Genomic DNA, 19,270 nt, shown 5'->3' with positions numbered 1-19,270 from the left:
CCAAGCCGGCGGTTCCTGGCCGCAGGACCAGGAACCGCCGGAGGGGATTGGCTCACAAGTTATGGACGTGACGTCAGACAGCCGTGCCCCACGGCGCGACGGGTGAGTCATGGTCCGGGGCGGCGCACAGCGCGGCGCCGACGCCGGTGAACACCCCGGCGGAGCCCGCCTCGGCCCGCCGGTCGTCACTCCGGGCGAGCGGGATGACCGCCGAACCGGCGGACTGCGAACGCCCGGCCGGGCTCAACGCGACATCGTGCCGCAGGACCTGGCGATGGATCTCGACCAGCCCCGGTGAGGGCTCTACCCCGTGATCCTCGATCAGGACGGTACGGGCGATCCGGAACGCCGACAACGCCTCAGCCTGGCGTCCCGAGCGGTACAGCGCGGTCATCAACTGGCCCCACAGCACCTCCCGCGTGGGATGGATCCGGACCAGTGCCTCCAGTTCCACGGCCACCTGGGCGTGCAGTCCCATGACCAGGGAGGCCTCGGTCCGCGCCTCGATCGCCGACATCCGTGACCGCTCCAACCGGGTCGCCTCGGCGGCGATCGCCGGGTGGTGGTCGAACTCGGCGAAGGCGTCGCCCCGCCACAGGCCCAGCGCGCTCGTCAGACGCTGGACAGCGAGCTGCGGCTGCCGGGCCGCCAACGCCTGCAGACCGGACGCCGCCAGCTGTTCGAACCGCGCGGCATCGACCGCCGTCGGATCCACGCGCAACTGGTAGCCCGGCGGCCGGGTGAGCAGCAGCTCCTCCGGGCCGGCGGCGCAGCGCAGCGCGGTGCGCAGTCTCGACACATACGTACGCACCGTCCGGTGGGCGTCCGCAGGCGGGCGCCCACCCCACAACTCGGCCGCGAGCGCCCCCACGCTCACCGTCCGACCGGGTACGACCGCCAACCGGGCGAGCACGCACCGCAGTTGCGGACCACCGAGGTCCACGGATCTGCCGTTGACGATGGTCTCCAACGGTCCCAGCACTTGCAATTCCAGCGCAACTGTCTCTGATGTCACTTTCGCCCCCGCGATTGACATAGGTACCGTGCGATCGACCTCTCCTTGGGGGAGGTCGAATTCCGGTCGACAGCGTGGCACGCGGGAAACCCTCTGTCGCCTCCTGTTCCGCTCAGCGGACCAGCAGCGCCGGCGATGCGACCTGCGCCTTCGCCCGGTCGTACCTCCTCGCTCGTCGTCGGGTCACGCTTCCTGCAGTACGGGGACGGGGAGTTCGCCGGAGCCCCGCACGATCAGGCGCGTGGGCACGGTGACGGTCCGGACGCGGGTGCGGTCGCCGTCCAGCCGAGCCAGAGCGGTGGTCGCCGCCGCCCTGCCGAGTTCCTCGGCGTCCTGGGCGACGACCGACAGCGCCGGCTCCAGCGCCTCGGCGAGCGCCACATCGTCGAAGGCGACGACGGCGACGTCCTTGCGCCTGCTGCGGGCCAGTTCGGCGACCGTGCCCAGCGCCATGATGTTGTTCCCGGCGAACAGGGCGGTGGGGGGATCGGCGAGACCGAGGAGCTGGGCGGTCGCTGCCTCGGCGCCCCGCTGGTCATGGGCGTTGGTGACGAGCGCGCGGTCGTGGGGGATGCCGGCTTCCTGCAGCGCCGAGCGGTAGCCGGCCAGACGCTCACGGCGCGTGTACAGGTTCAGGGGCAGGTCACCGACGAAGCCGACGCGCCGGTGTCCGTGCGCGAGGAGATGGGCGACGCCGTCGTGGGCACCGGCCCGGTTGGAGCTGACGATGCTGTCCGTGGCGAGTCCGACTCCGGGCCGGTCGAGGAAGACCACCGGCAGTCCCGCCGTACGGTGCGACTTGAGGTGGGAGTGGTCGGCGCCGACGGACGGCACGACGAGCAGGATGCTGACCCGGCGGGCCAGGAACTTGTCCGTCAGGGCGCGTTCGCGCTCTGGGTCGTCCGCCGAGGAGCCCATCAGCAGGGTCAGTCCGCGTTCGCGGACGGTGTCCTCTATGGCACGGGCCACGGCTCCGAAGAAGGGGTTGGCGAGGTCGGGAATGACCAGGCCGATGGTGGTGTCGGGGCCGCCGACGCGGATGTTGCGGGCCATCAGGTTCGGCTGGAAGCCGAGCTTGGCCACTGCGGCCAGTACCTGTTCCCTGGTCTGCGCGGAGGCGGGCCCGTCCTCGTTGAGGACCCGGGACACCGTCTTGGCACTGACGCCGACTTCGCGGGCGACGTCGGCCAGGGTGGGGCGGCGGTTCGCTGCCATGGAGGAAACCGTCTCCTGAGGGCTCTCGGTTGCGGCCGCGGCCTCGGCCGGCAACTACGAGAGCGGGGTTGTTCTGTCAGGTGGCCTGGACTCCGGCGGCCTTCGCGGCCTCCGAATCCGCTACGACAGTATCTCCGGCCTCGTCGACGGTGAGTGCGCCGGTCATGATGGCGACGACCTCGGCCATGGAGTAGTCGGAGGGCTTGATCACGGCGGCGCGCCGCCCGAGACGGTGTACGTGGATGCGGTCGGCGATCTCGAAGACGTGCGGCATGTTGTGGCTGATCAGCACGACCGGCATGCCCTTGTCCCGGACCCGCCGGATCAGGTCGAGAACCTGGCCGGACTCCTTCACGCCGAGGGCTGCGGTGGGTTCGTCCATGACGACGACGCTGCTCGCCCAGGCGACGGAACGGGCGACCGCCACGGCCTGCCGCTGTCCGCCGGAGAGCGTCTCCACCGACTGTGTCAGTGACCGCAGACCGATCTTCAGGTCGGCCATGTGCTCGGCGGCCTCCTGCCGCATGCGCTTCTTGTCGAGCATGCGGAAGACACTGCCGAGGACACCGGGGCGGCGCAGTTCCCGCCCGAGGAACACGTTCGAGGCGATGTCCATCGAGGCGGCCACGGCGAGGTCCTGGTACACCGTCTCGATGCCGTGGGCGCGTGCGCTCTGGGGCCCCGAGAAGCTGATGGGTTTGCCGTTCAGTCGTATCTCGCCCGCGTCCGGGACCACCGCGCCGGTCAGGGCCTTGATGAGGCTGGTCTTGCCCGCGCCGTTGTCGCCGATGACCGCGAGGACCTCGCCGGGGAGCAGATCGAAGTCGGCGCCGTCGATGGCGGTGACCTGTCCGTACCGCTTGACCAGACCGCGGGCCTGCAGCACGGGAGTGGGGGAGGAGGTGGCGGTCATCGGGCCTTCTTCCGGGAGAGCTGGTCGACGGTCACCGCGAGGATCACCAGGACCCCGGTGATCAGGGTCTGGTAGATGGAGGCGACGCCCATCAGCTGGAGGCCGTTGCGGAACACCCCGACGATGAGGACGCCGATGAAGGTGCCCAGCACCGAGCCGCGTCCACCGAAGAGGCTGGTGCCGCCGAGGACCACGGCGGTGATGCTGTCGAGGTTGTCGGTCTGTCCGGCCTGCGGATCGCCCACGCCGGTGCGGGAGATGAGCAGCAGGGCGGCGACCCCGTACAGCAGGCCGGCCACGGTGTAGATGCCGATGGTGAGGCGGGAGGTGCGGATGCCGTTCAGCCGGGCGGCCTCGGCGCTGTTGCCCAGGGCGTAGACGTGGCGGCCCCAGCCGGTGTTGCTCAGCGCGTAGGCGAGGAGGAGGAACAGGGCGATGGTGACGAGGGAGCCGTAGGTGATGTCCGTGTGACCCATCGGGAAGGTCTCCCCGAGGGCGGTCAGCGGGCCGGGCAGGTTGGTGACCGTCTGCTCCTCGGAGTAGATGTGGGTCAGCGCGAAGGCCACGTTGAGCATGCCGAGGGTGACGATGAACGGCGGCAGCGGGATCTTCTGCACCAACAGCCCGTTGAGCAGCCCGAACCCACCGCAGACCACCAGGCCCAGAGCGATGGCGAGAAGCGGGGGCAGGGAGCCCTCGGCGGCCATCTTGGCGATCACGATGCTGCCGAAGGCCATCACGGCGCCGCACGACAGGTCGATGCCCGCGGTGAGGATGATGAGGGTCTGCCCGATGGCGAGCGTGCCCACGACCATGACCTGCTGCACGATCAGCGAGAAGTTACCGCCGGTCAGGAACTGGTCGGTCGAGACGGAGAAGAAGGCGCAGGCCAGGATGAGGGCGACCAGCGGCCCGGTGGTCGGCGCCGTGAGCAGTCTCCGCGCCGTGGTCGGCGCCTTGAGTTCGGAGTACGGCGTGGTCGTGGCTGTCATGCGAAGTCCTTGTCGGAAGACAGATGTCCTTGTCGGCGGGCGAGGGGACGGGGTGAACGGGGTGGTTCTGTTGAAGGCCGCCCCGCAGGGCCGCCTTCAAGGGGCGCGGGGAACTGCGCGACCAGCCCCCACCGGGCCCGCAGCAAACCACCGCGCCCACCCAGCGGAGCGACCCGCTCAGCCCCAGCAGTTCTCCAGGCCGTAGGCGGTGTCCTTGGAGTCGACCCCGTCCTGAGCCTTGTCGCTGATCAGCGTGACGCCGGTGTCGGTGTAACCGGACGCCTTCTTGCCGTCCTTGGCATACGTCACGACGGCCTTGACGCCCTCGGCGGCCATCTTCAACGGGTACTGCTGCGAAGTCGCGGCGATCTTGCCGTCCTTGACGGCCTGGGTGCCGGTGCAGCCGCCGTCGACGGAGACGATCAGAACGTCCTTCTCCCGGCCCTTGTTCTTCAGCGCGGTGTACGCGCCCAGGGCCGCCGGCTCGTTGATCGTGTAGACGACGTTGATGTCCGGCTCCTTCTGGAGGCAGTTCTCCATCGCAGTCTGACCCTTTGCCTGGTCACCGCCGGTGTCCTGGGCGCACGCGACGTCCTTCTCGGTGGCGCCGAAGCCCTTGAGGAAGCCGTTGTGCCGCTGAACGCCGACGGAGACGCCCGGCGCGAGGTCGAGCGCGGCTATCTTCGCCGTCTTGCCCTTCATCGCGGCCTTGGCGTACTCGCCGATCAGCTCACCGGCCTTGAGGTTGTCGGTGGCGAAGAGGGCGTCGACCGCGCTCTCCGGCTCGGTGGGGGTGTCCAGGGCGATGACCAGAACGCCCTTGGCGCGGGCCTTCGCGATCGCGGGGACGATCGCCTTGGAGTCGCTCGGAGTGATCAGGATGCCCTTCACCCCGGCGGCGACCATGTTCTCGATAGCGGTGACCTGACCGGCGTTGTCTCCGTCGAACTTGCCTGCGGCGGTGGACAGTTGGACGCCGTTCTCCTTGGCGGCCTGCTCCGCGCCCTCCTTCATCTTCACGAAGAACGGGTTGGTGTCGGTCTTGGTGATCAGACCGACCTTGACCTCGCCCGAGCCGGAGCCCGACGAGCCCGATCCGGAACCGGATCCGCAGGCCGTCAGGGTGAGTGCCGCGACGCCCGTGACCGCGGCTGCTCTGAGGAGGGACGAGGACAGGCGAGTGGTGCGAGACATGATCGACTCCTGTGAGATAGCGAGCGGCACTGGGTTTGGATCAGCGCATGCCGTCCGAGGTGTCATCGTTGACTTATGTCATCGTTGACACTGCCTGGCGAGGATGATGGACTCCGGATCCCGGCAACGTCAATGCCTTCCACCCGTCACAAATCGGCAACGCTCGCCGTCGCCGCCTCCGAGCAGCCGTTCGGAGGCGAGTCGCCGAGCCTCCCCGGTGCCCGTCTTTCCTCGCCGTCCGAGCACCTCCGAGCACCTTCGAGCCCTTCCGAGTCCCGCCCGAGCCCTTTCCGAGAGAGAGCAGCCCATGAGCCCGCGTCAGATCACTGTTCTGGGAGAGTGCGTCGCGGATGCCTTCACCGAACCGGCGAAAGGCGCCTTGAACGAACTCGCTCTGCGGGTGCTGCCCGGCGGCGGACCCGCGAACACGGCGGTGGCCCTGGCCCGCCTCGGCACCCCGGCCCGCTTCCTCGCCCGGCTGTCCGGCGATGTGTTCGGCCGTCTGTTCCGGGCCCACCTGGAGGCGTCCGGCGTAGACCTGTCGGACGCCGTCGCGGCCGGCGAGCCCAGCACACTGGCCGTGGCGGAACTGGACGCGGAGGGCCAGGCCGCCTTCTCCTTCCACGCGCAGAACACGGCCGACTGGCAGTGGACGGCGGCGGAACTGGCGAAGGTGGACCTGTCCGAAACGGCCTGCCTGCACACCGGATCGCTGGCGCTGGTCCGCGAACCCGGCGGGGCGGTGGTGGAGGAGTTCCTGGCCGCGGTGGCAGCGGCCGAGGGGGCCACCATCAGCATCGATCCCAACGTCCGGCCGCTGTTGGTGAGCCCCGAGGTCTACCGCGCCCGGCTGGCCCGCTGGTGCGCACTCGCCGACATCCTGCGCCTGAGCGAGGACGACCTGGAACTCCTCCTGCCGGGTACCGCGCCCGAGCAGGCATGTGACACCTGGCATGCGGCGGGAGTACGGCTCGTCGTGATCACGCTCGGCGCCGGCGGCGCCCTGGCATCGCTCGACGGTGAACGGCTGCGCGTGCCCGCGGTGACCACGCGGGTCGTCGACACGGTCGGGGCGGGGGACTCCTTCACGGCCGGCCTGCTGCACCACCTCGGCGCTCGCGGACTCCTCGGTGGCCGACTCGCCGGGCTGGGTACCGACGAGGTCGCCGAGGCCTGCCGGTTCGGTGCTCGGGTGGCATCCCTGACCTGCTCGGTCGCCGGCCCCAATCCGCCGTGGCACGACCAGTTGGTACAACTGGCGACAGCCGATCCCGTTTGACCGCCGGACGGGCCCCACCGGGCAATCCAGCCCGAACAGTTGACGCATCGGCCGGATGACGCTCATCATCGGGCCACTCGATGTCAGCGTTGACACAAGTCATCGCTGACACCCTCTGGTCGGCGGTGTGGACGACATCGCGAACCAGGGCGGCACACTTTCGGACCGCCCGCCGCAGGCTGTGCTGCCTGGGTGGCCGCAGCACAGGAGACACCCATGAGCTCTGGACGCGTATCCCGGCATGCCCGCGTGCGGATGACCGCTGCGGCGGCCGTCTGCGCCCTGTCCGCCCCTTTGCTCGCCCCCCAGGCCGTGGCCGCCGATCCCCCGCCGTACTCCGAGACCTATCGTCCCCAGTTCCACTTCACCCCGGACAAGAACTGGATGAACGACCCCAACGGTCTCGTGTACTACCAGGGCGAATACCACCTCTTCTACCAGTACAACCCGAGTGGCAACTCCTGGGGCGACATGTCCTGGGGCCACGCGGTGAGTACGGACCTCGTCCACTGGCAGCAGCTGCCGCTCGCCCTGTCGCACGACGACGAGGAGATGGTCTTCTCCGGCAGCGCGGTCGTCGACGAGAACAACACCACGGGTTTCGGCACCACGGAGAACCCGCCCATGGTGGCGATCTACACCAGCCACAACACGTCCACCGGCATCCAGTCGCAGTCGCTCGCCTACAGCACCGACCGGGGCCGCACCTGGACCAAGTACCAGGGCAATCCCGTCATCGACATCGGTTCGAGAGACTTCCGCGACCCCAAGGTCCAGTGGTACGCGCCGACCAGGAGCTGGCTGATGACGGTGTCGCTGTCCGTCGAGCACAAGGTGCGGTTCTACTCCTCCAAGAACCTCAAGGACTGGACGCAGCTCAGCGAGTTCGGCCCGGCCGGCGCGACGGGCGGCGTGTGGGAGTGCCCCGATCTGTTCCCCCTCGCCGTCGACGGGGACGCGAACAACATCAAGTGGGTCCTGGTCGTCAACATCAACCCCGGTGGCATCGCGGGCGGTTCGGCGGCCCAGTACTTCGTCGGCGACTTCGACGGCACGAAGTTCACCGCCGACGACGACGGCACCTACACCCCGCCCGCCGGGACCGTCGTGCAGAACTTCGAGGGCACCGGCTTCGGTTCGTGGACGGCCACGGGCACCGCGTTCGGCCCGGGACCGGCGGCCGGGACGCTCGAAGGGCAGCAGAGCGTCTCAGGCTTCGACGGCCAGGGCCTCGCCAACAGCTTCCACTCCGGGGACGCCACCACCGGCACCCTCACCTCGCCCGCCTTCACCGTCGGCAGCCCCTACCTGAACTTCAAGGTGGGCGGCGGCCGGCACCCGCACCAGCCCGGGAAGATCCTCGCCGACTTCGACGGCGGCACCTACGGCGGCTGGACGACGACCGGCACCGCGTTCGGCGCGGCGCCGGCCACCGGCACCCTCCCCGGTCAGCAGCAGGTCTCCGGCTTCCAGGGCGGCGGCCTGGTCAACACCTTCCTGAACGGCGACGCCACCACCGGCACCCTCACCTCCCCCGAGTTCACCATCGACAAGCGGTACGTCAACTTCCTCATCGGCGGCGGCAACCACCCCCTCAGCGCCGCCAACCCCACCGCCCTCGAACTCCTCGTCGACGGACAGGTCGTGCGCAGCGCCACCGGGAAGGACGCCGAGGCACTCGAGACGGCCTCCTGGGACGTCAGCGACCTCGCCGGCAAAAAGGCACGGATCCGGGTGGTCGACGACAACACGGGCAGCTGGGGCCACATCAACGCCGACCAGATCGTGCTGTCCGACACCCAGGCCCAGCCCGGCACCCAGGAGACCTCCGTCAACCTGGTCGTCGACGGCCAGACCGTCCGCAGCGCGACCGGCTCCGACAGCGAGACGCTGGACTGGGCCTCCTTCGACATGCGCCCCTACCTCGGCAAGCAGGCTCGGATCCAGCTCGTCGACATGAACACCGGCGGCTGGGGCCACATCCTCGCCGACCAGTTCACCACAGCCTCCGCGCCCGCGAAGTCCGTCGTGCAGCGTGCCGACTGGGCCGACTACGGCAAGGACTACTACGCGGCCGTCTCCTGGGAGGGCGCCCCGGACGGCGAGCGGTACATGATCGGCTGGATGAGCAACTGGGACTACGCCGGCGCCGTCCCCACCTCCCCCTGGCGCGGGGCGCAGAGCATCCCCCGCCGGATGGCCCTGCGCACCGTCGACGGCCGGGTCCGGCTGACCAGCGAGCCGGTGAACAGTGTGGAGTCCCTGCGGCAGGCATCCCCGGCGACCGCCACAGCCGACACCGTGACGAACACGTCGAGGGCAGTGGCCGGTCCCGCCGCCGAAGGCAAGGCGCTCGACATCGAGGCCACCTTCTCCCTCAAGGACGCCGAACGCTTCGGGCTCAAGGTTCGCACGGGCGCCGCGGGCGAGGAGACCGTCATCGGTTACGACACCACGACCCAGGAGCTGTACGTCGACCGCACCCACTCCGGCGCCGTGGACTTCGACAGCACGTTCCCCGGCATCCAGACCGCGCCCCTGAAGGCCGCGAACGGCAGGATCAAACTGAGGATCCTCGTCGACCGGTCGTCCGTCGAGGTCTTCGGCGGCGACGGCGAAGCGGTGATCACCGACCAGATCTTCCCCGACCCCGCCGGCCAGGGAGTGCAGGTCTTTGCCGAGAACGGCTCGGTGACGCTCGACAAGGCCACCGTCTGGCACCTCGACTCCATCCACGACTGACACAACGGCCACCCGCCCCGACAGCCATCACAAGGACACGCACCGTGAAGAAGACCCTGCTCGCAGAGTTCACCGCCCGTGAAGGAACACAGGACGAGGTCGCCCGGATGATCGGGGACTACGCCCTGAAGGTCCGCGAGGAAGAAGGCAACCTCACCTTCGACGTCTACACCAAGGCAGCCAGCCCGCGCGCCTTCTGGATCTTCGAGGTGTACCGGGACGAGGACGCCTTCCAGGCGCATCTGAAAGCCCCGTACGGCGGCCCTTTCAACGCCGCCCTCGTCCCGCTGATCGAGGAGGACGCCTCCGTGCTGACGTTCCTGAACCCGCTGGCGGCGAATCCCTGACCGCTGTGCCGCCGGGCCCCGACGTGGAACCGGGCCGCATCTCCGTGGAGATCCGGCCCGGCCCTGTGTCGGAGTCGGTCGGCTACTCGCCGATGACCCGGCCCAGTTCGATCCGGTCGATGTTCGGGGCCCACGCGCTCGCGTTCCCGAACGTCACCTTGTTGGAGCCCGCCTTCAGGTCGACAGGGACGCCCAGCGTCCAGTAGTCGTCCCAGCCCCAGGTGTTCTTGAAGGTGACCGTGCGGGGAGTGCTCGTCCCCACCGTGAGGTCCGCCGTACGGGACATGATGTCCGTGTTGTAGGAGTGGCCGTTGTCGCGCCGCTCGTTGTGCGCGTAGCTGATGACCAGCATGTAGCGGCCCGACCTGGGCGCCTTGACCGTGAACTCGGCGGTGCTGGCCGCGCTGTTGCCGAGCCAGCCGATGTAGGAACCGGCGGACGCGTAGCGCGAGTCGACGAGCTTGGCGCCGCCCGCGAGGGTGGCCGAGGCGCCCTCGTAGGAGAGCGTGCCGGCGGTCGAACCGTTGCCCGAGACGTCGAGGGAGCGGACCGAGGCGGCCTTGGCCGTCAGCGCGACGCGGTTGTTGCCCGCGACCAGGTACAGCCGCAGCGCCTTGCCGGGTACCGCCGTCACCTTCTGGCCGTGCAGCTCGAGCCGTACCGGAGCCGAGGCTCGCGGCACCACCGAGTAGTAACCGTCGCGCGGGGCGTAGACGTCGAAGACCGCCTTGTCACCGGTGCGCAGGACGAGGGAGCCCGTGCCGACCCCGGTGGACGAGGAGTAGTCGAAGGACGGCCGGCCGCTGATGTCCGCGAGCGTGGCCTCGTACGACGCCGAGGGCACGGCGGAGGTTCGGGCGGTCAGGTCGATGCGGTCGAGGGTGACCTCGGTGTCGCCCTTGGCCAGGGTCAGGACGTGCCGCCCGGCCGGGAGGTCGACGGTGACGTCCTTCTTGGCGCGGTAGGTCCAGTTCTCGGTGGAGGGGTAGGAGACCGTGACCGGGTCCTGGCCGTCGACCGAGAGCTGCTGCGTGGCCGGTGTCCCGGACTGGTTGCCGTACAGGATCGCCAGGTCGTAGGTCCCGGCCGCCGGTACGTCCACCGTGAAGTCGACCTTGCTGGTGGCCTGGTTCAGCGAGCCGACATCCTTCGTCCCGGAAGCCGCGTAGCCGTTGGCGTTGCTGACCGTGCCCTGCGTGTAGACCTGGCCGCCGGTGATGGCCGCGTCCTCGGCCTCGTACGACGCCGACCAGGGGACGGACGCGGCGGACGGGGTGCCCGAGCCGCCGGGGGTGAGGACGATCCGGTACGCGGACATCTTGTGCAGGCCGCGCAGCGGGACGGTCACCGTACCGTCGGCCGTGACCTTCACCTTCGTACGGGCGAGGACGCGGGGCGCGGCGTGCTGTCCCTCGTAGCCGGACCAGGCGGCCTCGGCGACGGTCGCGGTGACCGTACGCCCGAAGGCGGACCGGGAGACGTTCCGTACCACGACGTCGGCGTCACCGGCCGAGCCGCCGAGCAGGACCTGCGCCTGGCGGCGCTTCCTGTCGTACGAGGCCAGCCCCTGCAGGGTGTCGACGGTGTTGGCCTGCGGCGGGGTCACCCTGACCGTGTCGCCGGTCATTCCCGCGTACCAACGGAAGAACCACCAGCCGCCGTTGGGGATGTTGCTGCGTACGACATTGCCGTCGAGGTTGCCGGCGGCGTCCCAGTAGGCCTGGTTGGCGTACACCTTGTTGCGCTCGAACATCGAGACCCACTGGGCGAGTTGGCCCGGCACGGAGAGGTCGCGGCGGTTGGCGTACTCATCGATGTTGATCTTCAGGGGTGAGATGCCGAGCCGGCGTTCGATCGCGCGGTAGTCGTCGTAGTTCCCCTGGAAGTTCTTCAGCGAGCTGGAGTCCAACTCGTGCCAGGTCAGGACCTGGGGCAGGACGTTCTCCCGCTTGGCGAAGGCGAGGAAGTCGGTCAGCAGGCGATTGTGGTAGCCGGACTCGTTCGGGCCGGCGATCCTGGCGTCCGGGTCGATCGCGCGGATGCGCTCGAACACCGTCTTCCAGTCCTTGAAGAACCGGTCACGGTTGACCTCGTACTGCGCCTGGTTCGAGGTGCCGAGGTTGTACCAGATCTGGTCGGGCTCGTTGAAGGGGATGTAGACGAAGTGCTCGCTGTTCGGGTCGGCCGACACCTCCTTGACGATCTTGTCGACCTTGGGGAGGTAGTCCTCGATGCCGAGGTCCTCGTACGGCCACTTCGCGTAGATGTCCTGCATCATCACGTTGATCTCGCCGCCGCCGTTGCGGAAGAACGACCTGGAGACCGTGAGCGCGTCACCGTTGGGGTGCTGGGCGCCGCCCTCCGGCTTCTGCGAGATGCTGGTGATCTTCAGGGGAGCCAGCATGGCGTCGCTGGGCACGCCGTCGTCGCTGAGCCCGTACAGGGTGCCGTTGGCGCCGAGCGTCACCGGGCCCTCGGACGCGCCGAGGTCGACGGTTACCCGCTGTGGGTCCGAAGCTGCCGCAGGCCCTGCGGCGGGGAGGGTGCCTGCCATGGCGGCTGCTCCAAGTACGGCTGTGACAAGGACGGTTGCGGAACGGGAACGGGATTTCGTACGCGTTCGCGTGGGGGTGCGGGTGCTCACGCCGAGGGACCTCCGGTCATTTGACGGCTCCACTGGTGATTCCGGACACGATCTTTCGCTGGGCCACCAGGAGGATGGCGACCATGGGCAGGCTCATCACCACGACGTACGCGAAGACGAGATGCCAGTTGTTGAGGTACAGCTGGGCGCTGGCGACCTTGTAGAGGTTCAGCGGCAGGGTCGCCTTCTCTCCGCCGCCGAGGACGAAGAAGGCGTAGAAGATGTCGCTCCAGGCGTAGAGCATGACCATGATCGTCGCGGTGGCGATGACGGGCCTGAGCAGCGGCAGGATGATCTGGCGGAAGATCCGCAGCGGCGACGCGCCGTCCATTCGCGCGGCCTCCTCCAACTCCACCGGGGTGGCCCGGATGAAGCCGGTCATGAAGAAGACCGAGGTGGAGAGGTACATCCCGGTGTAGACGGCGATCATGCCCGGCCGGGTTCCCGCGAGGCCGAGCTGCCGCAGCTCCATGACGATGGTGATGACGGCGGGCGGCAACAGCAGTCCGCTGATGCAGATCGCGTACGCCGCCGAGACCAGCTTCGACTTGCGGCGGGCGAAGACCCAGGCCGCGCCGGCCCCCAGGATGAGGACGAGGGCGACCGAAGGCACCACGACGAGCAGGGAGTTGAGGAATCCGTGCAGCATCTCGCCCTGACTGACGGCTTCTTCGTAGTTGCTGCCCGGCTGCCAGTGCCGCGGCAGGTCCAGGTTCGGGGTGATCGCCTCGGCCTGCGGCTTGGCGGACGTGACGGCGACCAGCCACAGGGGTACGCCGACGGCGAGGGCGGCGAGCAGCAGGACGAGCGCCGGACGACCGTACCGCCAGGCGGGGTTGACCGCGGACGCGCGACGTGCGACGGACGAGGGATTCACAGTGGATACGGGATTCACGGCGGTGCTCACAGCAGTTGCTCCCTTCGGCGCAGTCCGATGACGAGGGGGATCGCGACGGCGACCACGACCAGGAAGAGGACGAGGCTCATCGCGGAGGCCTGGGCGTACAGGCCCTGTCCGAAGATCCGGAACATGTAGATGTTGAAGACCTCCGTGGACCCCGCGGGTCCGCCGCCCGTCGTCGCCTGCACGATGTCGAAGGTGTTCATCGAGCCGATGAGCGCCGTGGTGACGTTGAAGGTGAGGGCGGGCGCCAGCATCGGCCAGCGCACCGACCAGAAGGTCCGCCACGGCCCCGCGCCGTCGCACTTCGCGGCCTCCAGCATCTCGCCGGGGATGCCCTTGAGGCCGGCGAGATAGATGAGCATGGACAGGCCCATCCACTTCCAGCCGTGGATGACGGTGACCAGGACCAGCGTCCAGGACGTCGAGCCGAGCCACGGGATGTCCGTACCGAGCAGGCCGTTGACGGCGCCGTCCTGGTTGAACAGGGACTGGAAGACATAGCCGGTGGCGAGCGCGGAGATGAGCACGGGCAGGAAGAAGACCGCGCGGAAGAACCGGTTGAACCGGCTGTCCGCCTCAAGGAGCAGCGCCAGACCGAGCCCGAAGCCGTTCTGGAAGACCGCCGCCATGACGGCGTAGAGCAGCGTTGTGCGGATCGCCCGCAGCAGCGAGCCGTCGTGGGCGATGGTCGTGAAGTTGTCGAGCCCGGTGAAGGCGATGTCCGGGTGGTAGGAGGACCAGTTGGTGAACGGGTAGTAGAAGTTGAGCAGGTTCGGCACCAGGAAGAAGGCCGCGAAGACGACGATCGCGGGAAGGGCGAACCACCAGGGGTGATGGACGGCGGCGCGGGGCAGCCGTCCCGCCTTTCCCGCCCGGCCCTTGGCGGGTGCCGGTTTCTGCGTGCGCGTACGTATGGCCGTGTCCGCCATCGGAAGAGTCCTTGCCGGTCGGGTCGGTCGATCCTCATGCCGGTCCGGAAGCCGGTTCACAAGCCGGTCCGGAGACCGGTTCGGTCGCCGGTCTAGAAGCCGGGTGCGGCCTGGGCCTTGGCCACCTGTGCGAACTGGTCCTCGATGGCCTGCGCGACCTGCTGCGGACTCTTCTTGCCGTACAGCATGTCGGCGAGGTAGAGGTGGGTGTCGGGCGCGACGATCGCCTTGGCCTGGAAGACGCCGATGGCCGTGGGGAGGGCCTTGACCTGTGCCATCGACGCCTCGGGAAGACCGGCGGGGGTCGGCACGGACGGCTCCACGGACGGGATCTTCATCGTCTTGATGTAGTCGGCGTAGTCCGGCCCGAGCCAGAAGGCCAGGAACTGCCGGGAGGCGTTCTGCCGCTTCTCGTCACCGGTCTTGAAGGCGACCACGCCGTTGGTCTGGTCCGGCGAGTACAGGCCGGTGGCGGAGGAATTGGCGACCGGGAACCAGCCGATCCTCTTGTCGATCTCGGCAGTCGAGTACTTGGCCTGCAACTGGCTCTGGAACGAGGTGACGTTCAGGACCATGCCCGACTCCCCCTTCCAGAGGGAGTCGGCCTGCCCGGTGAAGGTGCCGGTCTTGTAGTTCTTCTGCGCGAGCCCGGCGTCGAGCAGCTTCTCCTTGTACTTCTTGATGGCCCCGACGACGACCGGGTCGGTCCACTTCACCTTGTTCTGGTTGAGGTCGGCCCACCACTGCTTGTCGAGGTCGGTGAGCTGGACCTGCATCTGCCACTGCAGCGGCCACTTGTCGCCGCCGGCCTCGTAGAAGCCTGCCGCGTCGGTCCTGTCCGTGACGGTCCTGCCGAGGGCCAGCAACTGGTCGTACGACTTGGGGAAGTCGGCCTCGCTCAGTCCGGCCTTCCTGAAGACGTCCTTGTTGTAGTAGACGCCGAGCATGGCGGGACTCGTGACGATCGCCGCGTACCGCTTGCCGTCGATGACGCCGAGCGACCTCTCGGTGTCGCCGAGCTTCGACACCCACTCCTCACCGTCGAGGGTGAGGAGGTTCTGCTTCGGCTGGATGAAGGGCAGCGTGGAGATGGACGGCTGCCAGAACATCAGGTCGGGCCTGTCGCCGGACGCGAGTTTCGTCGGCACGTTCTGCTCGTAGAGGTCGGGGATCGCCTGCGTCTCGACCTTCGCCCCGGTGGCCTTCTCGAAGGCGTCGATGACCTGCTTGGGCGCGTTGAGGGTGTTCTGCGCGGTCCACATGGTCAGCTTCACGCCGTCGAGGCGGGCGGTCGGGTTCACCTTCGTCTGCCCCGTGCCCGAGTCGGCGGAGGAGCCGGAGTCCCCGGCGGTGGGGTCACTGCATGCGGTGACGGACAGGGCGGCGGCGCATATGAACGCCAGCGCGGGGAGGGTTCTTCTCGTCATGACGTGCCTTTCGCGAACGGGCTCGGACGGGCGGCGGATCGTGAAGCGGTCCGGCGAGGAAGGTGCGAGCGGACGATGCGGGCGGAGCGAGTTGGCGAGTACAGGAAGGACGAACGTGGGAGAGGCGAGGGTGGGAGTGCGTGCGTGGGGAGGGCTTGCGGGGGAGAGGGACAGGTGAAGGGGACGCGGGTTCAGGCGTGTCCGGGCGGTGGCCCCGAGCTCTCCCGCACCACCAGTTCCGGTACGGACACGGAGTGCGGGGCGATCGGCGCGGACTCCTCCAGCACGCCGTGCAGCAGGGCGAACGCCGACCGGCCGAGGCCCGTGAAGTCCAGGCGCACGGTCGTCAGCGACGGGGTGAGATAGGCGGAGTGCGGGGCGTCGTCGAAGCCGGCCACACTCACCTCGCCGGGGACGGTGCGGCCCGTCTCGTGGAGGGCGCGGATCACCCCGAGCGCGAGGTCGTCGTTGCCGCACAGGATCGCGGTGACGGCGGTGTCCTTCGCGAGTTCGAGGCCCGCCGCGTGACCGCCCGCCGGGCCCCAACTCCCTTGCAGTGCACGGGGTTCTGGTGCTCCCGCCTCCTTGAGCGCCTGCTGCCAGCCGGTCGTACGGGCGCTGGTGCGCCGGGTGCTGGACGGGATGGCGACGTAGTGCACGGTCTCGTGGCCGAGGGAGAGCAGATGGCGGGTCGCCTCGTAGGCGGCCTCGCGGTCGTCGGTCCACACCCAGGGGCGGTCGCCGCCGGGCGGGGTCGCGGGGGTCTCGACCACGCCGACGACGGGGAGGTCGGCGGGGACGGCGCCCAGGGCCCGTACACCGGCGGGATCGTATGCGATCACGATCAGTCCGCCGCCCGCGTCCGCCGCCCGTCGTACCTGGGCGTCGACGGCGGCCTCGTCGGCGCCGCCGGTCGATTCGAGGACGCCGACCCCGACGGTGTAGGCGGCGGCGCGGGCGGCCTCCTCGATGCCCTGGAGGATGGAGGCGTAGCCGTAGTGCGTGGTGTTGGAGGTGAGCACGGTCACGGCACGGGTGCGTCCGCTGGCGAGGGCGAGCGCGGTGGAGTTGCGCCGGAACCCCAGCTCGTCGATGGCGGCCAGCACCCTGTCGCGGGTGGACGGCTTGACGCTGGGGTGGTCGTTGATCACCCGGGAGACGGTCTGGTAGGAGACTCCGGCCGCGGTGGCGACATCCCGGATGCTCACTGAGCGTCTTGTGTGACCGGTCACATTCATGCCAGGATTGTGACCGGTCACATGAGGGTCGTCAAGAGACCGTAACCATCAATTCACGCGGCAGAAGCAGACCGTCGGCCCAGGCGGCATCGGGAGGGGAAGACGTTGACCGGTACGACGGATTCGGCGGGCACGGCCCCCCGCACCACCACTGAGCAGCACTTCGTCTGGGGTCATCGCGCCCTGGAGGCCGAGTTCGCCACCGGCGCCGACGGGATCCTGCGACTGGTCCGGCTGACCCGTCCCGATCCGCGGCCCGGTGTCGGCGCGGGGACCCGCACCGGCGAGTCGGCGCCCGAACCCGGCCCCGACGCACCCCTCCACCTCGTGGAACTCACCGCCCTCGGTCACGGCAGTGGCTGGTCGGGCCCCCGATTCACGGGCACGGCCTTCGGTGCCCGGCTGCGGCACCGGAGCCACACCGTTCGGGACGCCGACGGCTGGACGTACCTGACCGTCGAACTCCACGATCCCGACACCGGGTTGACGGCATTCGTCGAACTGTCCTCGCCTGTCGGACTGCCCGCGCTGCGCTCCCGCGTCCGCCTGCGCAACGGGGGAGAGGGGCCCCTCGTCGTCCAGTCCGTGAGCAGTCTGCTGCTCGGCGCCCTCCCCTCTCCCGACCGCCTCGACGTCCACCGCGCCCGCAACGACTGGCTGGCGGAGTGCCGTTGGTACACCGGGCCGCTGCGCGACACCGTCAGCGACATTCACGTCGACGTCCACCAGCACGACAGCCGGGCGGCACTGGCCCTGACCGGACGCGGCAGTTGGCCCTCCGACGGGCACCTTCCGATGGGCGCTCTCACCGAACGCGGCGGCGACCGGGCCTGGTTGTGGCAGATCGAGTCCCCGGCCGGCTGGCGCTGGGACGCGGGCGAGCGCGACCACGGCACGTATCTGGCGCTGAACGGGCCCATGGACGCGGAACACCAGTGGCGGGTCCGCCTCGCGCCCGGCGCCGAGTTCACCACCGTGCCCGGCGTCCTGGCCCTCGGCTCGGGGCTGGACGACGCCTTCGCCGCCTTGACCTCGTACCGCCGCGCGGTACGCCGTCCGCACCCTGACCACACCGCGCTGCCGGTCGTCTTCAACGACTACATGAACACCCTGATGGGCGACCCGACGACGGAGAAACTGCTGCCCCTGATCGACGCCGCCGCCCGGGCCGGCTCTGAGTACTTCTGTATCGACTCCGGCTGGTACGACGACAGCACCGAGGGCTGGTGGGACAGCGTCGGCGAGTGGCTGCCCTCGCCGCGCCGCTTCCCCGAGGGCGGCATCCAGGCGGTCCTGGCCCGGATCAGGGAGCGCGGCATGGTGCCCGGGCTGTGGCTGGAGCCGGAGGTCGTGGGCGTGCGCAGCCCCGTCGCCTCCGAACTCCCGCCGGAGGCCTTCTTCCAGCGGGACGGCGTACGGCTGACGGAACAGGGCCGTCACCAGCTGGACCTGCGGCACCCGGCCGCCCGCGCGCACCTCGACAAAACGGTGGACCGCATCGTCGGAGACTGGGGCGTCGGCTACCTCAAACTGGACTACAACATCGTCGTCGACCCGGGCACCTGCGCCCCCGGGGACATCGCGCCGGGAGCCGGACTGCTCGGCCACGCACAGGCGTATCTGGCCTGGCTCTCCGAGGTACTGGACCGGCACCCGGGCCTGGTGATCGAGAACTGCGCCTCGGGCGGGATGCGCATGGACGGCGCCACCCTGGCCGTCACCCAGCTCCAGTCCACCAGCGACCAGCAGGACCCGCTCCAGTACCCGCCGATCGCCGCCGCCGCGCCCACGGCGGTGCCGCCCGAGCAGGGCGCCGTCTGGGCCTACCCGCAGCCGGGGTTCGACGACGACCTGATCACCCTCACCCTGGGCGGGGCGCTGCTCGGCCGGATCCATCTGTCCGGCCATCTGGACCGGATGTCGGAGCACCAGCTCGCCCTCGTACGGGACGCGGTGACCGTGTACAAGACGCTCCGCGGCGATCTCGCGCGGGCCGTGCCGTTCTGGCCGCTCGGTCTGCCGGGGTGGACGGACGAATGGCTGGCGCTGGGCATGCGGGTGCCCGGTGACCGTGCGTCCTACCTCTCCGTCTGGCGCCGCGGCGGACCGACCGAACTCCGTCTGCCTGTCGGGCACTTGGCGGGCCGGGACGTCCGTGCGGAGATCCTGCACCCGACCGCCGAGACCGCTGCTGTCGCCGGCTCGACGGCCTGGGACGGGATCCGGGGCGAGCTGACGGTGTCGCTCCCGCGCACACCCGCTGTTCTGCTGATCCGCCTCACTGCGGAGAAGTAGGGAGGAGTTCGAGGAGCAGACGTTCACCCGGCAGAAGAATGACACCTTTGTGGTGATATGGGCATTGTTCCGGGAACACGGGTTCCGCCGGTGTGCATCCAATGCGTGCCCACACCCGGAAGTGGTCACCAGCGGG

The 19,270-nt window shown here is 69.3% G+C and carries 14 protein-coding genes; 4 read left to right on the top strand and 10 right to left on the bottom strand.

Features of this window, described 5'->3' with window-relative positions; all coding sequences use genetic code 11:
* Positions 1 to 73: 73 nt before the first annotated feature.
* The 5 genes from PV734_RS20405 to PV734_RS20385 all read right to left on the bottom strand — a co-directional run bounded on the left by PV734_RS20405 (position 74) and on the right by PV734_RS20385 (position 5,329).
* On the bottom strand, positions 74 to 982 hold the full coding sequence (locus tag PV734_RS20405; RefSeq protein WP_319094386.1) for an AfsR/SARP family transcriptional regulator: 909 nt from the start codon (positions 980 to 982) through the stop codon (positions 74 to 76).
* 216 nt (positions 983 to 1,198) lie between these two features.
* Positions 1,199 to 2,230, bottom strand: a complete 1,032-nt coding sequence (locus PV734_RS20400) for a LacI family DNA-binding transcriptional regulator (protein ID WP_319094385.1) — start codon at positions 2,228 to 2,230, stop codon at positions 1,199 to 1,201.
* Between the two features lie 76 nt (positions 2,231 to 2,306).
* On the bottom strand, positions 2,307 to 3,143 hold the full coding sequence (locus PV734_RS20395) for an ATP-binding cassette domain-containing protein (protein ID WP_319094384.1): 837 nt from the start codon (positions 3,141 to 3,143) through the stop codon (positions 2,307 to 2,309).
* Positions 3,140 to 4,135, bottom strand: coding sequence for an ABC transporter permease (locus PV734_RS20390; protein WP_319094383.1), 996 nt, complete (start codon positions 4,133 to 4,135; stop codon positions 3,140 to 3,142). The genes PV734_RS20395 and PV734_RS20390 overlap by 4 nt, the downstream gene beginning before the upstream one ends.
* A 177-nt stretch (positions 4,136 to 4,312) precedes the next feature.
* The gene (locus PV734_RS20385) at positions 4,313 to 5,329 is read right to left on the bottom strand and encodes a sugar ABC transporter substrate-binding protein (protein WP_319094382.1); all 1,017 of its coding nucleotides are present in this window, start codon (positions 5,327 to 5,329) and stop codon (positions 4,313 to 4,315) included.
* 307 nt (positions 5,330 to 5,636) lie between these two features.
* Here PV734_RS20385 and PV734_RS20380 point away from each other — a divergent pair, with 307 nt between their 5' ends.
* From PV734_RS20380 to PV734_RS20370, 3 genes are all read left to right on the top strand, one after another.
* On the top strand, positions 5,637 to 6,608 hold the full coding sequence (locus PV734_RS20380) for a carbohydrate kinase (protein ID WP_319290709.1): 972 nt from the start codon (positions 5,637 to 5,639) through the stop codon (positions 6,606 to 6,608).
* Between the two features lie 216 nt (positions 6,609 to 6,824).
* Entirely contained in the window at positions 6,825 to 9,350 is a 2,526-nt protein-coding gene (locus PV734_RS20375; RefSeq protein WP_319290707.1) for a GH32 C-terminal domain-containing protein, read from the top strand.
* Positions 9,351 to 9,394: 44 nt separating this feature from the next.
* Positions 9,395 to 9,697, top strand: a complete 303-nt coding sequence (locus PV734_RS20370; protein WP_319290704.1) for a putative quinol monooxygenase — start codon at positions 9,395 to 9,397, stop codon at positions 9,695 to 9,697.
* An 82-nt stretch (positions 9,698 to 9,779) separates the two neighbouring features.
* On the opposite strand, the gene PV734_RS20365 is transcribed toward PV734_RS20370, so the two are convergent.
* The 5 genes from PV734_RS20365 to PV734_RS20345 all read right to left on the bottom strand — a co-directional run bounded on the left by PV734_RS20365 (position 9,780) and on the right by PV734_RS20345 (position 16,839).
* Positions 9,780 to 12,251: a CBM35 domain-containing protein gene (locus tag PV734_RS20365; RefSeq protein WP_319290702.1), complete on the bottom strand. Its 2,472-nt coding sequence runs from the start codon at positions 12,249 to 12,251 to the stop codon at positions 9,780 to 9,782.
* A 106-nt stretch (positions 12,252 to 12,357) separates the two neighbouring features.
* Positions 12,358 to 13,218 carry a carbohydrate ABC transporter permease gene (locus tag PV734_RS20360; protein ID WP_319290884.1) on the bottom strand — a complete coding sequence of 287 codons (861 nt, stop codon included), beginning with the start codon at positions 13,216 to 13,218 and terminating at the stop codon, positions 12,358 to 12,360.
* Positions 13,219 to 13,244: 26 nt separating this feature from the next.
* A complete protein-coding gene (locus PV734_RS20355) occupies positions 13,245 to 14,174 on the bottom strand; it encodes a sugar ABC transporter permease (RefSeq protein ID WP_319094377.1) in 930 nt (309 codons plus the stop codon).
* Positions 14,175 to 14,266: 92 nt separating this feature from the next.
* Positions 14,267 to 15,601, bottom strand: coding sequence for an ABC transporter substrate-binding protein (locus tag PV734_RS20350; protein ID WP_319094376.1), 1,335 nt, complete (start codon positions 15,599 to 15,601; stop codon positions 14,267 to 14,269).
* Between the two features lie 191 nt (positions 15,602 to 15,792).
* The gene (locus tag PV734_RS20345; protein WP_319094375.1) at positions 15,793 to 16,839 is read right to left on the bottom strand and encodes a LacI family DNA-binding transcriptional regulator; all 1,047 of its coding nucleotides are present in this window, start codon (positions 16,837 to 16,839) and stop codon (positions 15,793 to 15,795) included.
* A gap of 105 nt (positions 16,840 to 16,944) precedes the next feature.
* Between PV734_RS20345 and PV734_RS20340 the strand changes: the two genes are divergently transcribed.
* Positions 16,945 to 19,134 (top strand): glycoside hydrolase family 36 protein, encoded by a 2,190-nt coding sequence (locus tag PV734_RS20340; protein WP_319290700.1) that lies wholly within the window; start codon positions 16,945 to 16,947, stop codon positions 19,132 to 19,134.
* Positions 19,135 to 19,270: the final 136 nt, after the last annotated feature.

The sequence above is a fragment of the Streptomyces sp. AK08-02 genome (assembly GCF_033795085.1).
GTDB lineage: Bacteria > Actinomycetota > Actinomycetes > Streptomycetales > Streptomycetaceae > Streptomyces > Streptomyces echiniscabiei.
Note: the sequence above shows the minus strand (reverse complement) of the source record. Positions and strands in the feature narration are given on the sequence as shown.

Excerpts from the sequence above, each read along its gene's own strand:
- PV734_RS20400 (WP_319094385.1), bottom strand. The coding sequence starts at position 2,230 with ATGGCAGCGAACCGCCGCCCCACCCTGGCCGACGTCGCCCGCGAAGTC.
- PV734_RS20395 (WP_319094384.1), bottom strand. The coding sequence starts at position 3,143 with ATGACCGCCACCTCCTCCCCCACTCCCGTGCTGCAGGCCCGCGGTCTG.
- PV734_RS20390 (WP_319094383.1), bottom strand. The coding sequence starts at position 4,135 with ATGACAGCCACGACCACGCCGTACTCCGAACTCAAGGCGCCGACCACG.
- PV734_RS20385 (WP_319094382.1), bottom strand. The coding sequence starts at position 5,329 with ATGTCTCGCACCACTCGCCTGTCCTCGTCCCTCCTCAGAGCAGCCGCG.
- PV734_RS20380 (WP_319290709.1), top strand. The coding sequence starts at position 5,637 with ATGAGCCCGCGTCAGATCACTGTTCTGGGAGAGTGCGTCGCGGATGCC.
- PV734_RS20375 (WP_319290707.1), top strand. The coding sequence starts at position 6,825 with ATGAGCTCTGGACGCGTATCCCGGCATGCCCGCGTGCGGATGACCGCT.
- PV734_RS20365 (WP_319290702.1), bottom strand. The coding sequence starts at position 12,251 with ATGGCAGGCACCCTCCCCGCCGCAGGGCCTGCGGCAGCTTCGGACCCA.
- PV734_RS20355 (WP_319094377.1), bottom strand. The coding sequence starts at position 14,174 with ATGGCGGACACGGCCATACGTACGCGCACGCAGAAACCGGCACCCGCC.
- PV734_RS20350 (WP_319094376.1), bottom strand. The coding sequence starts at position 15,601 with ATGACGAGAAGAACCCTCCCCGCGCTGGCGTTCATATGCGCCGCCGCC.
- PV734_RS20345 (WP_319094375.1), bottom strand. The coding sequence starts at position 16,839 with ATGAATGTGACCGGTCACACAAGACGCTCAGTGAGCATCCGGGATGTC.